We start from the raw sequence: 12238 nt of genomic DNA on the forward strand, positions 1-12238 counted from the left end.
CATGGCGGCCGAAAAGCAAGTCAAGACAACCGGTCTGCTGGGCTGGATCGACGCCCGCTTCCCCGCCACGCAATTGTGGGAGGACCATCTCTCCAAGTACTACGCGCCGAAGAACTTCAACTTCTGGTACTTCTTCGGTTCGCTCGCGCTGCTGGTGCTGGTGATCCAGATCGTCACTGGCATCTTCCTGGTGATGAACTACAAGCCGGACGGCACGCTCAACGCCGCCGGCATTCCCGTGGCCTTCGCCAGCGTGGAATACATCATGCGCGAAGTGCCCTGGGGCTGGCTGATCCGCTACATGCACTCGACCGGCGCTTCGGCGTTCTTCGTGGTGGTGTACCTGCACATGTTCCGCGGGCTGCTGTACGGCTCGTACCGCAAGCCGCGTGAGCTGGTCTGGATCTTCGGCTGCCTGATTTTCCTGTGCCTGATGGCCGAAGCCTTCATGGGCTACCTGCTGCCGTGGGGCCAGATGTCGTACTGGGGCGCCCAGGTGATCGTGAACCTGTTCTCGGCCATCCCCGTGATCGGCCAGGACCTGTCGCTGTTCATCCGCGGCGACTACGTGGTGAGCGATGCCACGCTGAACCGCTTCTTCTCGTTCCACGTCATCGCGGTGCCGCTGGTGCTGCTGGCACTGGTGGTCGCGCACATCATCGCGCTGCACGAAGTGGGGTCCAACAACCCGGACGGCGTCGAGATCAAGGCCAAGAAGGACGCAAACGGCGTGCCGCTCGACGGTATCCCGTTCCACCCGTACTACTCGGTGCACGACACGCTGGGCGTTGCCGGCTTCCTCGTGATCTTCTCCGCCGTGATCTTCTTCTTCCCGGAGGTGGGCGGCTATTTCCTGGAGGCCAACAACTTCTTCCCCGCTGACCCGCTCAAGACCCCGCCGCATATCGCGCCGGTCTGGTACTTCACGCCGTTCTATTCGATGCTGCGTGCGACCACGTCGAACTTCCTGCCGATCCTTTGGGTGTTCTTCGCGCTGGTGCTGGGCATGCTGTTCGTGCGCAGCAAGGACGCGCGCATCAAGGCCGCATCGGTCGCCATCGCCGTGATCCTGGCGGTCGGCTTCTACTTCATCGACGCCAAGTTCTGGGGCGTGCTGGTGATGGGCGGCTCGGTGATCGTACTGTTCTTCATGCCGTGGCTGGACTGCTCGCCGGTCAAGTCCATCCGCTATCGTCCCGCTTTCCACAAGATGATCCTGATCGTCTTCGTGGTGGTGTTCCTGGTCCTCGGCTACCTCGGCGTGCAACCGCCGTCGCCGGTGGGCGAGAAGGTGTCGCAACTCGGCACGCTGCTGTACTTCGCCTTCTTCCTGACCATGCCGCTGTGGAGCCGTGCCGGCGAGTTCAAGCCGGTACCGGAGCGCGTCACGTTCCATCCGCACTGAGTGAACGCGCGAACCCCGACAAGAGGACAAGGACACACGATGAAAAAGCTGCTTTCCATCATTGCGCTGGCAGGCGCCTGCTTTGCCGCCGCGCCCGTCATGGCCAGCGAAGGGGGCTATCCCCTGGAGCCGGCACCAGTGAACACCGCCGACCTGTCGTCGCTGCAGCGTGGCGCCAAGCTGTTCGTCAACTACTGCCTGAACTGCCACGGCGCGTCGATGATGCGCTACAACCGGCTCAAGGACATCGGTCTGACCGACGACCAGATCCGCGGCAACCTGCTGTTCACCGCGGACAAGGTCGGCGAGACGATGACCATCGCCATGCAACCGAAGGAGGCCAAGGCCTTCTTCGGCGCGCAGCCGCCCGACCTGTCCGTCATTGCCCGCGCCCGTGGCGACGACTGGCTCTATACCTACCTGCGCACCTTCTACCGCGACGACAGCCGCGCCACCGGCTGGAACAACCTGGTATTCCCGAGCGTCGGCATGCCGCACGTGCTGTGGGAACTGCAGGGCCAGCGCGCCGCCAAGTTCTCCGAGGTGGAGGAGCACGGCGAGAAGGTCCACAAGTTCGCCGGCTTCGAGCAACTTAGCCCGGGCAAGATGAGCAAGGTCGAGTACGACCAGGCCACTGCCGACCTCGTTGGCTTCCTGGACTGGATGGCCGAGCCCGCGCAGAACCACCGCAAGCGCCTTGGCGTGTGGGTGCTGCTGTTCCTGGGCATGTTCACCGTCTTTGCCTGGCGCCTGAACGCCGCCTACTGGAAGGACGTGAAGTAACGCACCAGGCCGGCCCGGCATGAAGGAGGGGGCCAGAGCGGAAGTTGCCGTCGCAGCACCGCTCTGGCCCCTTTCCTATTGGAATCATCGCGATCGGCACCATAGAAGTGCCTTGTTTTTAACTTATTTGCTTTTCGATGCCCGGTTTTGGCAGAATGTCTGACCTTACCGTCCGACCCAGTATCGGCTAAGCCCAAGGAATCCAACCATGATGGTGTTGTATTCGGGTACGACTTGCCCGTTTTCCCAACGTTGCCGCCTTGTCCTGTTCGAAAAGGGCATGGACTTCGAGATCCGCGACGTTGACCTGTTCAACAAGCCCGAAGACATTTCGGTAATGAACCCCTACGGCCAGGTGCCTATCCTGGTCGAGCGCGACCTGATCCTGTACGAGTCGAACATCATCAACGAGTACATCGACGAGCGCTTCCCGCACCCGCAGCTGATGCCGGCCGACCCGGTGCAGCGTGCCCGTGCCCGCCTGTTCCTGTTCAACTTCGAAAAGGAACTGTTCACCCACGTCTACGTGCTGGAGAACGAGAAGGGCAAGGCTGCGGAAAAGAACCACGAGCGCGCCCGTGCCGCGATCCGCGATCGCCTGACCCAGCTCGCGCCGATCTTCGTCAAGAACAAGTACATGCTTGGCGAAGAGTTCTCCATGCTCGACGTGGCCATCGCCCCGCTGCTGTGGCGCCTGGACCACTATGGCATCGAGCTGTCGAAGAACGCCGCGCCGCTGCTCAAGTACGCGGAGCGCATCTTCAGCCGTCCGGCCTATATCGAAGCGCTCACCCCGTCGGAAAAGGTGATGCGCCGCTAAGCCTGGCAGGCCCGATGCTTGCATCGGGTCAATTGCTGGCGCCATGAAGAAGCACCATGCCTGAAACCTCCACCAAGCCCTATCTGATCCGCGCCATCTACGAATGGTGCACGGACAACGGCTTCACGCCGTACATTGCCGTTTTTGTCGACACGAATACCAACGTGCCGCGCGAGTTCGTCAAGAACAACGAGATCGTGCTCAACGTGAGCTTCGACGCCACCAGCGGCCTGGACATGGGCAACGAGTGGATCACGTTCAGCGCCCGCTTTGGCGGCATCTCGCGCAAGATCGACGTGCCCGTGGAAAATGTGCTCGCGATCTACGCGCGGGAAAACGGCCAGGGCATGGCATTCCCGGTCGAGCGCAGCGTGCCGGAAACCCAGGCAGCAACCGAGCGCGAAAACAACCCGCCGCCCAAGCTGGCTCCGGTGGAATCCGAGACTTCCACGAGCGCCGAACAGGGTGCTCCGGACGACGACGAAACCCCGCCGCCCGTGCCGCGCATTGGCGGCAAGAAGCCGTCGCTGAAGGTGGTGAAGTAAGTCACCGGTAACTTACCAAAGCAGACCGCGATGCAGTAGAATCGCGGTCTGCACCAGACATGCCGGCTTAGCTCATCAGGTAGAGCAGTTGATTTGTAATCATCAGGTGGCGGGTTCGAGTCCTGCAGCCGGCACCAGAATGCAACGGGCCACGCGCGAAGCGTGGCCCGTTTTGTTTGAACCCGTCCTCAGCCTTGCCAGTACGGCTTGCGCTTCTCCACGAACGCGGCAATGCCCTCCCTGGCATCCTCGGTTGCAAAGACATTACCAAACGATTCCACGGCCGTGGCGATGTCGCGCCGGTAGTCGCCGTCATTCGCGCGCAGGAACGCCGTGCGTCCCATCCGCATCACTACTGGCGATTTCTCGCACAGCGTTTGCGCCAGGGCACGCGCTTCGCGCATGACGTCTTCCTCGGGAACGACACGACTGACCAGTCCGAGCGACATCGCTTCGGCGGCGCCGAACGAGCGGCCCGTGAACAACAGGTCGAAGGCTCGGTGGCGGCCGATGATGCGCGGCAGGTGCGTGAAGTGGATGGCTGGCGTGACGCCGACGTCGATCTCCGGATAGCCGAAGGTCGCGGAGTCGGCGGCGACGATCATGTCGCAGTGAATGGCCAGCGTCATGCCGCCGCCGCGCGCGGTTCCGCCTACGGCGGCAATGGACGGCTTGCCAAGCTGGAACTGTGCTTCGGACAGACCGTTGTAGAGCTTGTCGACAAGCTGGTACGCGCGTGACGGCGTCGCACCGTGCAGCGCATCGAGCTGAAGCCCCGCGCAGAAGCGCCGTGGCACGGCGCTGCCGAGAATGACGGCACGTACGCCATCATCGTTCGCTGCGCGTCGCAGAGCGTCCAGCAGCGCGTCGATCATGTCTTCGTTCAGGGCATTGACCGGGGGGAGTTTCAACAGGATCTCGGCGACGCGGTCGCGGACTTCATAGGTAACGGCGGACATGTAGGTTCCTGGTGTCATGCCGCGACGCGGTGGTGCGTCGACGGTGGGTGGGAATCCGCGCAGCTGGCAGTTGCCACCACGCCGCGCGCCTTGAGTGCGGCGATGGCATCGGCGTCGTAGCCGACCTGGCGCAGCACTTCCTCGGTGTGCTCACCCAGCAGCGGCGGCGCGCGGTGCGCGGTACGGTTTTCGCCCTGGAAGCGGATGGGCAGGCCCATGTTGCGGACCTTTCCCAGCCGCGGGTGCTCCGACTCGACGACCAGCCCGCGCGCCGCCAGCTGCGGATGTGCCAGTGCCTGATCGAGCGTATGAATGGGGGCGCAGGCGACACCGGCGTTGCGCAGCGCCTCCAGCCAGAACGCTACCGGCTGGCCGGCAATGCGTGCCTGAACGAGCGCGACGGTCTCGTCGAAGTGGGCGACGCGATCGGCATTGGTCGCGAATCGCGGATCATCGACATAGGCCTGCAGGCCGGCAACGGGGCAGAAGCGCTGCCACTGCGAATCATTGCCGATGCCGATCATGACCGGGCCGTCCGCAGCCTCGAACACCTGGTACGGTGCCATGGCGGGATGCGCGGTCCCCATCGGACGCGGCAACTTGCCGCTGCACCAGTAGTTCTGCGCTAGGTAGCCCATGAAACCCATCGCCGTGTCCAGCAGCGAGACTTCCAGCTGCATGCCGCGACCGGTCTTCTGCCGTTCGATCAGCGCGGCCAGAATGCCGCTGAACGCGTGCATGCCGGTACCGAGATCCACAGGGGAGAAGCTTGCGCGGGCCAGCTTGCCGCCGGGTTCTCCCATCGTGCTGATCATGCCGCTGAAGGCCTGCAGCATGACGTCATAGCCGGGCTCCTGTCCGAGCGGGCCGGTCCGTCCGTAGCCGGAGATCTCGCAGTAGATCAGCGCCGGATTCAGGGCCGACAGTGTTTCGTAGTCCACGCCAAGCCGTGCTGCGGCGCCGCTGCCAAATCCCTGCAGCACGATGTCGGACCTGGCCGCCAGCGCCTGCACGATCTTCCGACCCTCCGCCGTCTTCAGGTCGACAGCGAGACTTCGCTTGTTGTGGTTGACCGCCAGGAAGGTCGCGGACTGGCCGCGATCCTGCGGCAACCACGCGCGCGTGTCGTCGCCGCGCCCGACGGGCTCGACCTTGATGACCTCGGCGCCAAGCTCGCCCAGATACTGGCCGCATAGCGGGCCAGCCAGCACCTTGCTCAGGTCTAGCACCCGAATTCCCTGCAATGCAATCATGTATTTGTCCGTTGGAGATCCATATGCGGACCCGGCACGCGGCCTTGTTCGTCCGCTCGCCCGGTCCTCCGCTCGCGCTATTCCGACCTGATATCGATCGACCGCGCCAGGGCGGTCCAGCGGGCCGCGTCGCGGTTGACGAAATCCTGCACCTCACCCGGCGCGAGATGGAAGGGCTCCGCCCCGCGCGCGACCAGTGCATTGCCGTATGTCGCATTGCGAGTGGATTCGGCCACCGCTTCGCGCAGCAATCCGACAATCGCTGGCGGCGTGCGGGCCGAGACCTGCAGCGAGAGCCAGAACTTGAGGCTCACCGCCGGATATCCCGCTTCGGCCAGTGTCGGCACGTCGGGCAGCAGCGGCGAACGCGCCGACGAGGTGATGGCCAGCGCCTTGAGCTTGCCACCCTGAATCTGGCCAAGACAGGTCGTCATGCTGTCGAACAGGAAATCGACGTTGCCCGCCATCACATCGCTGCTGGCGGGCGCGCTACCCTTGTACGGCACAGTGACTGCCGTAAACTTCGCGGCCTTGAGCAGCAGCGCGCCATAGATGTGCGGTGAACTACCTGCGCCGTAGGTGGCGTAGCTGAGGTTGTCGGGCTTCTGCCTGCCAAGCCGGACCAGGTCCGCCAGGCTGCCGACACCGAGCTTGGTCGGGTGTACCACCAGCACGTTCGGCACGGTCGCTACCACGCCCAGCGCCAGCAGGTCGCGCTGCGGCTGGAAGCGCAGGTCCGGGAACATCAGCGGGTTGACGGCGTGCATGCCGACTGTGTTCAGCAGGATGGTGTAGCCATCGGGGCTGGCATCGAGCACGCTCTGCGTGCCCAGATTGCCGCCGGCGCCGGGCTTGTTTTCCACGACGACGGTTTGGCCGAGCTTCTGCGACAACGGCACGGCGATCTGCCGTGCGACGAAATCGCCGGGGCCTCCGGCGGCGAACGGTACGACCAGCCTGAGCGGCCGCGTGGGCCATGGATTTGCCAGCAGTGGCCGCGCGAACAGCGCGGCGCCTGCGCCTGCAAGAAAGTTGCGGCGACCGATTCCCATGTTGTCTCCAGTGAAGGTCTATGCCGGATTCCGCGTGCATTGCGCGGGGCAGATGTCACTATCAACGCCGTCTGGATATATGTCCAAGATATCTTTTCGATGCCAGGTATCATGAATCGATATGGCTGATTGGAGCCAGGCACTTGGGGCGGGGAGGCAGCAATGGGATTACCTGTGGACGTGCGCGGGTTGCGCAGCTTTCTTGCCGTGGCTGCGGCGGGGTCGATCTCGCGCGCGGCTGAAACGCTACATATCGCCCAGCCGGCCCTGAGTCTGCAGATCCGGCAACTCGAAGAGACGCTGGGCGTGACCCTGTTCACGCGCAGCCACAAGGGCGTGTCGATCACCGCCGCGGGACAACGCCTGGAACAGCACGCCAGGGACATCCTGAAGCGGCTCGATCTCGCCTGCGAAGACGTGCGAGACCTCGTCACGGACCCGGAGGGGCGCGTCGCCATTGGCCTGCCGCAGTCCATGGCCAAGATCCTGACCGTGCCGCTGGTGCGAGAGACCATCCGGCGCTGGCCCAGGGTGCGGCTGCAGGTGATCGAGCTGAGCACGGGATACATCCCGAACCATCTGCTGACCGGCCATATCGATATCGGCCTCACCTTCCAGGCGAACGCCGACCCTGGGCTCCTGTTCGAGCATCTGGTCGACGAAGATCTCGTGCTCGTGGCCGAGCCCGGCAAGTTTGGTGGCGCGAAGCCGCGCGACGCTCTGCCCGCAAGCGCCATCCGCCTGCGCGACCTGAGTCGCTACCCGATGATCTTGCCCGCCGGCGAGCATGGCCTGCGTGCGCTGATCGACAGCCATCTGCGCGCGCACGACATCGACCTGCACGTACAGGCGGAGGTGAATGCCATTCCTGAACTGATCGCACTGGCTGCGGCCGGCGTCGGCTGCACAGTGCTCTCGTATGCTTCGGTTTGCGCGGAACTGCGCAAGGGGCTGCTGTCCGCCGCGCGCATCGCCAAGCCCGCCATGTCTAGGCCTGTCTTCCTGTGCCGCTCGGCCACCATGCCGCTGTCAGTGGCGGCGTCGGCGGTGCATGAGTTGCTAGGGGAGATCGTCAGCGCGCAGATTGCCGACGGAAGCTGGCCGGCGCGAGTCGGTCCGGCGCGGCGGTGATGCCGTGCGGTGAGCGCCAATTCAGTTGAACAGCGGCGGTAAGGCAATCCGCTGCACTTATCGCGACAGCACTGCCTCGATGCGCGCCATCTCGCCTTCCACCCAGCGCCGCAGCAAGCCATCCGACATGACCAGCACGGCGCTGCCGCCGAGGATGCGGTAGACCTTCTTGCGATCGATCTTCGAGACCTTGCCCGGGTCGAGCCATGCCTCGTTCTCCACGAGCAGCAGCAAGGTCTCAAGCCCGATCAGGATCGGCCACAGGCAGGCGAGCCTCAGCCGCACGGCGGTACGCGGAATCGCGAGCGTATAGGCAATGGCTTCGCGGAAGTGGCCAAGCGCCAGCCGCACGAGTTCGAACAGCACCGGCCGCATGCGCCGCGAATTTGCCGGCTCCAGCAGGTCGCGGGCTTGCCAGCCGTGACGATCGAGCAGTTCCTGCGGCAGATAGCAACGCCCGATACGCAGATCGCTGCCACAGTCGCGCAGTACGTTGACCATCTGCAAGGCCTTGCCGAAGCGGATGCCCCGATGCTGCATGATCGACGGTTCCTCGCTGAGTACGCCGGGCAGGTGGGCATAAGTCATTGCCGTCCAGAACTCTCCCACGCAGCCGGCGACGAGGTAGGTGTAGCGGTCAAGGTCGGCCAGGCTCTGCAACGCGCCAAGCTCGCCCGAGCGCTCGTCCGGAAACGTGCGCAGGTCGAACTCCATGCCCTCGGTCAGCGTGGTGACGATGCCGCGCACGGCGGCGCGGTCGGCGTCATCGAGCTGCGCCAGCACGTCGAACGCGGGCCGGATCGACTCCAGCAATGCCTTCTCTTTGGACTCTGTCTGATGGTTGGCGACTTGCCGGGACAAACGATCGGAAAGCGGCACAGGGTCGCCGCGGCCATTGACGCACTCGCGGAGCGCCAACAGCAGATCAAGGCGCTCCGCGGGGGAAATCAGCGCGGTGTCGGCAATCGTGTCGGCCGCACGTGCGAGCAGATATGCCAGCCCGACAGGATCGCGCATGCCCGCCGGCAGGATGCGCAGCGTCAGGTAGAACGAGCGGGAGACTCCCTTCAGCAGCGGGCCGAGCAGGTAGGCCCGGTTCGGGTTTGGCATGGGTGCTGTGGTAGCGCGAGGGTAGGGCGCATTGTAGCTGTCATGGGACAGCCAACGACCGCGTGGTACCTGCGAATTCGATTTCGCCGATAACCCTTACCAAAATAACGCGTTATACGCCGCCCTTGCCTGATAGCGACAATTCGCGGAAGTCCTCACCGTGGACACTATATTGAGAACAAAAAGGGAGAAGACCATGACTGCCCCCGACCATCCCCACCACCGCCCCACGCGCGAGCGGCGCCGTTTCCTGCAAGGGGCCGGCGCCCTGATGGCCCAGGCGGCGCTGGGCGCGACGGCGTTCGACGCCTTTGCCGCCACGCCGGGCAAGGTCGCCTTGCCGTTCGCCAATGGCGAGCGCGAGATGGCAACCTTCCCGCAGAAGCGCCCGCTGATCCTGCTGACCAGCCGTCCGCCGCAGCTCGAGACGCCGTTCAGCGTGTTCAACGAGGGCATCATCACGCCCAATGACGCGTTCTTCGTGCGCTACCACTGGAGCGGCATCCCGACGTCGATCGATCCCCAAGCCTATCGCCTGCGCATTGGCGGCCATGTGAAGGCGCCGCTGGAACTGTCGCTTGCGGAACTGAAGACCCTCGCCGATCCGGTCGAGATCGTCGCTGTGAACCAGTGCTCGGGCAACAGCCGTGGCTTCTTCGATCCGCGCGTCAATGGCGGCCAACTGGGCAATGGTGCGATGGGCAATGCGCGCTGGACCGGCGTGCCATTGAAGAAGGTGCTGGAAAAGGCCGGCGTGCAACCGGGGGCAGTGCAAGTGACCTTCAACGGCCTCGACAAGCCGCCGCTCGAAAACGGCCCGGACTTCGTCAAGGCGTTGAATATCGATCACGCGCTCGACGGCGAAGTGATGCTCGCCTGGGCCATGAATGGTGCGGACCTGCCGATGCTTAACGGCTATCCGCTGCGGCTGGTGGTGCCCGGGCACTACGGCACGTACTGGGTCAAGCACCTGTCGGACATCCAGGTCGTGGACAAGGTCTTCGATGGCTTCTGGATGGCATCGGCCTACCGCATTCCGGCGAACCCGTGCGCCTGCGTGGCACCCGGTACGGCGCCGTCGGCCACCACGCCGATCGGCCGCTTTACCGTGCGCTCGTTCATCACCAGCCTGGAAAACGGCGCCAAGGTGCCGGCGGGCCGCGAGACGGTGGTGCGTGGCATCGCCTTCGACGGCGGTTACGGTATCGGCGAAGTCGGCTTCTCCCCCGATGGCGGCCGCTCGTGGCAATCCGCAAAACTCGGTCGGGACCTGGGCCGCTACTCGTTCCGCGAATGGACGGCAGTGCTGCGCCCGCCGCGCCGCGGCAATCTCGACCTGCGCGTGCGCGCCGTGAACCGCGCTGGCCAAAGCCAGCCGCTGGAGGCGCTGTGGAACCCGCCCGGCTATATGCGCAACGTGGTCGAGACCACGCGCGTCACCGCGGTTTGAGGGAGGGGACATCATGAACATGAAGACCCTGATCGCCGCCGCGCTTGCCGCTTTCGCCCTGCCAGCCATGGCGCTGGAAGTCACCCTGCCTGCGGAAACCGCCGCCTATCGTCCGAGCGATCTGCCCGGCTACCGGCTGGTCCAGCAGAACTGCATGACCTGCCATTCGGCGCAGTACGTGGAGACACAGCCGCAGACGTCCCCGCGCGCCTACTGGGACGCGACCGTCAAGAAGATGAAGAAGCCCTTCGGCGCGCCGCTGCGCGACGAAGACATGCCGGCCATCGTCGACTACCTCGTCAAGACCTATGGCGCGGAGCGCGGCAGCGCAACGCCCGTAGCCGCCACTCCTGCCGCCGCCGCTCCTGCGGCCGCCGCGCCAGCCGCCAATGGCGCGGCGCGCACGGCGGATGCGCTGCTCGGCGCCAACCAGTGCAGCGCCTGCCATGCGGTCGACAAGAAGGTGGTCGGCCCGGCGTTCCACGATGTGGCGGCCAAGTACGCTGGCAATGCCGACGCTACCGGCAAGCTGATGCAGAGCATCCGCAGTGGCGGCAGCGGCAAGTGGGGGCAGGTGCCGATGCCGGCGTTCCCGCAACTGGATGATGAGGATCTGAAGACGTTGGCAACCTGGGTGTTGTCGCGGTAACGAAGCTGGCCTGGCGTCACCGCGAAACGGTGGCGCCGGGCATCAACTTGCCTGGTGCGCTGGCCATCCCTCCGCCAGCACCATTCCAGCTGGATCCTTACCAGGCCAGGCAAACAGAATGCACTGAAGCATTCCTCCGACCGCTCACACTGCTGCTCGAGCAGGTGAGGCACGACCGACGCCCGCTCCTAACGAGCGGATTCGCCAGAGCCAGACGGCACGCGCTCCAGCTCCCGCCACGCCAGCCACAGCCGCGTATCGAACTCAAGCTGGTGATAGCGCGGCTCCATGTGCTCGCACAGGCGATAGAACGCCTTGTTGTGGTCGCTCTCTTTCAGGTGGGAGAGTTCGTGCACGACGATCATGCGCAGGAATTCGGGCGGCGCCTCCTTGAACAGCGACGCCACGCGGATTTCCTTCTTGGCCTTGAGCTTGCCACCCTGCACGCGGGAGATCGCAGTATGCAGGCCGAGCGCCTTGTGGGCCGTGTCGAGCCGGGCGTCATAGCCGACCTTGTGCAGCGGCGGGGCGCTGCGCAGGAATTCCTGCTTCAGTTCGGACGCATAGTCATACAGCGCGCGGTCGGACTGTACGCCGTGCCGGGTCGGGTAGCGGCGCGCGATGTGTTCGCCGAGCTTGCCGGCCGCGGCAAGATTGCGCACCTGGTCGAGCACGCCGGGCGGATAGCCGCCCAGGAAGCGCATCGGATCCTTTGCGGATGGCTGCCAGGTGTTTCCGTTCACTGCGCGCGGATCAGTGGTGGTGATGGTGGTGCATCCAGCTGTTGTCCATCGAATTGACGAAGGACTCCACGGCGTCCTTGTCGCCGGTGGCGTGGCGCATCATCTCGCCGCACTTGCAGAAGCCCTGGTACGGCGTGATATGCGAGCAGGCCGAGGTCTTCTGCAGGTACAGCGTGACGGGCTTCGTGCACTTCTTGCACTTGAACTTCAGGGTCAGGGCGGGTTTGCTCATGGGCGAATGAAATCAATGAGTTAGCGCTACGGCGAACCCTGAATTGTACCGGGCGCGCCGGCATTTCGCAGACCGGTGGGCACCTGCTTTGTTAAACTCCGCCCAT

Annotated in this window: 13 protein-coding genes and 1 tRNA gene; 8 read left to right on the top strand and 6 right to left on the bottom strand. The window is 64.5% G+C overall.

The features are described from left to right. Position 1 precedes the first annotated feature (1 nt). The 5 genes from LDO29_RS19710 (at position 2) to LDO29_RS19730 (ending at position 3690) form a co-directional block, all read left to right on the top strand. On the top strand, positions 2-1405 hold the full coding sequence (locus LDO29_RS19710) for a cytochrome b (protein WP_224081454.1): 1404 nt from the start codon (positions 2-4) through the stop codon (positions 1403-1405). A 39-nt stretch (positions 1406-1444) separates the two neighbouring features. Next, entirely contained in the window at positions 1445-2188 is a 744-nt protein-coding gene (locus LDO29_RS19715; protein ID WP_224081455.1) for a cytochrome c1, read from the top strand. A gap of 208 nt (positions 2189-2396) precedes the next feature. After that, entirely contained in the window at positions 2397-3008 is a 612-nt protein-coding gene (locus tag LDO29_RS19720; RefSeq protein ID WP_008643086.1) for a glutathione S-transferase N-terminal domain-containing protein, read from the top strand. Positions 3009-3064: 56 nt separating this feature from the next. Next, positions 3065-3553 carry a ClpXP protease specificity-enhancing factor gene (locus tag LDO29_RS19725; RefSeq protein ID WP_224081456.1) on the top strand — a complete coding sequence of 163 codons (489 nt, stop codon included), beginning with the start codon at positions 3065-3067 and terminating at the stop codon, positions 3551-3553. Positions 3554-3614: 61 nt separating this feature from the next. Next, positions 3615-3690, top strand: a tRNA-Thr gene (locus LDO29_RS19730). 51 nt (positions 3691-3741) lie between these two features. Here the strand turns inward: LDO29_RS19730 and LDO29_RS19735 are convergent. From LDO29_RS19735 to LDO29_RS19745, 3 genes are all read right to left on the bottom strand, one after another. Then, positions 3742-4512: an enoyl-CoA hydratase/isomerase family protein gene (locus tag LDO29_RS19735; RefSeq protein WP_224081457.1), complete on the bottom strand. Its 771-nt coding sequence runs from the start codon at positions 4510-4512 to the stop codon at positions 3742-3744. A gap of 14 nt (positions 4513-4526) precedes the next feature. Further along, positions 4527-5765: a CaiB/BaiF CoA transferase family protein gene (locus LDO29_RS19740; RefSeq protein ID WP_224081458.1), complete on the bottom strand. Its 1239-nt coding sequence runs from the start codon at positions 5763-5765 to the stop codon at positions 4527-4529. A gap of 77 nt (positions 5766-5842) precedes the next feature. Beyond that, positions 5843-6817: a Bug family tripartite tricarboxylate transporter substrate binding protein gene (locus LDO29_RS19745; RefSeq protein ID WP_224081459.1), complete on the bottom strand. Its 975-nt coding sequence runs from the start codon at positions 6815-6817 to the stop codon at positions 5843-5845. Between the two features lie 162 nt (positions 6818-6979). On the opposite strand from LDO29_RS19745, the gene LDO29_RS19750 reads away from it, so the two are divergent. Further along, on the top strand, positions 6980-7948 hold the full coding sequence (locus LDO29_RS19750) for a LysR family transcriptional regulator (protein ID WP_224081460.1): 969 nt from the start codon (positions 6980-6982) through the stop codon (positions 7946-7948). Positions 7949-8005: 57 nt separating this feature from the next. Here LDO29_RS19750 and LDO29_RS19755 read toward each other — a convergent pair whose 3' ends face one another. Then, the gene (locus LDO29_RS19755) at positions 8006-9058 is read right to left on the bottom strand and encodes a phytoene/squalene synthase family protein (RefSeq protein WP_224081461.1); all 1053 of its coding nucleotides are present in this window, start codon (positions 9056-9058) and stop codon (positions 8006-8008) included. Between the two features lie 196 nt (positions 9059-9254). Here LDO29_RS19755 and sorA point away from each other — a divergent pair, with 196 nt between their 5' ends. Together sorA and sorB are read left to right on the top strand one after the other, a co-directional pair. Continuing rightward, on the top strand, positions 9255-10508 hold the full coding sequence (gene sorA / locus LDO29_RS19760) for a SorA family sulfite dehydrogenase catalytic subunit (RefSeq protein ID WP_224081462.1): 1254 nt from the start codon (positions 9255-9257) through the stop codon (positions 10506-10508). A gap of 13 nt (positions 10509-10521) precedes the next feature. Beyond that, complete coding sequence (gene sorB / locus LDO29_RS19765) at positions 10522-11157, top strand: SorB family sulfite dehydrogenase c-type cytochrome subunit (RefSeq protein WP_224081463.1); 636 nt, start codon at positions 10522-10524, stop codon at positions 11155-11157. A 188-nt stretch (positions 11158-11345) separates the two neighbouring features. On the opposite strand, the gene LDO29_RS19770 is transcribed toward sorB, so the two are convergent. Next, complete coding sequence (locus LDO29_RS19770) at positions 11346-11861, bottom strand: M48 metallopeptidase family protein (RefSeq protein ID WP_224081464.1); 516 nt, start codon at positions 11859-11861, stop codon at positions 11346-11348. Between the two features lie 49 nt (positions 11862-11910). Further along, entirely contained in the window at positions 11911-12132 is a 222-nt protein-coding gene (locus LDO29_RS19775; RefSeq protein ID WP_224081465.1) for a hypothetical protein, read from the bottom strand. Between the last annotated feature and the right edge of the window lie 106 nt (positions 12133-12238).

This window comes from Cupriavidus laharis (genome assembly GCF_914271435.1).
Lineage (GTDB): Bacteria > Pseudomonadota > Gammaproteobacteria > Burkholderiales > Burkholderiaceae > Cupriavidus > Cupriavidus laharis.

Bases quoted from the DNA above. Each gene is read 5' to 3' on its own strand.
- LDO29_RS19745 (WP_224081459.1), bottom strand. From the start codon at position 6,817: ATGGGAATCGGTCGCCGCAACTTTCTTGCAGGCGCAGGCGCCGCGCTG.
- sorA (WP_224081462.1), top strand. From the start codon at position 9,255: ATGACTGCCCCCGACCATCCCCACCACCGCCCCACGCGCGAGCGGCGC.
- LDO29_RS19725 (WP_224081456.1), top strand. From the start codon at position 3,065: ATGCCTGAAACCTCCACCAAGCCCTATCTGATCCGCGCCATCTACGAA.
- LDO29_RS19720 (WP_008643086.1), top strand. From the start codon at position 2,397: ATGATGGTGTTGTATTCGGGTACGACTTGCCCGTTTTCCCAACGTTGC.
- LDO29_RS19710 (WP_224081454.1), top strand. From the start codon at position 2: ATGGCGGCCGAAAAGCAAGTCAAGACAACCGGTCTGCTGGGCTGGATC.
- LDO29_RS19735 (WP_224081457.1), bottom strand. From the start codon at position 4,512: ATGTCCGCCGTTACCTATGAAGTCCGCGACCGCGTCGCCGAGATCCTG.
- LDO29_RS19775 (WP_224081465.1), bottom strand. From the start codon at position 12,132: ATGAGCAAACCCGCCCTGACCCTGAAGTTCAAGTGCAAGAAGTGCACG.
- LDO29_RS19770 (WP_224081464.1), bottom strand. From the start codon at position 11,861: ATGCGCTTCCTGGGCGGCTATCCGCCCGGCGTGCTCGACCAGGTGCGC.
- LDO29_RS19750 (WP_224081460.1), top strand. From the start codon at position 6,980: ATGGGATTACCTGTGGACGTGCGCGGGTTGCGCAGCTTTCTTGCCGTG.
- LDO29_RS19740 (WP_224081458.1), bottom strand. From the start codon at position 5,765: ATGATTGCATTGCAGGGAATTCGGGTGCTAGACCTGAGCAAGGTGCTG.
- sorB (WP_224081463.1), top strand. From the start codon at position 10,522: ATGAACATGAAGACCCTGATCGCCGCCGCGCTTGCCGCTTTCGCCCTG.
- LDO29_RS19755 (WP_224081461.1), bottom strand. From the start codon at position 9,058: ATGCCAAACCCGAACCGGGCCTACCTGCTCGGCCCGCTGCTGAAGGGA.
- LDO29_RS19715 (WP_224081455.1), top strand. From the start codon at position 1,445: ATGAAAAAGCTGCTTTCCATCATTGCGCTGGCAGGCGCCTGCTTTGCC.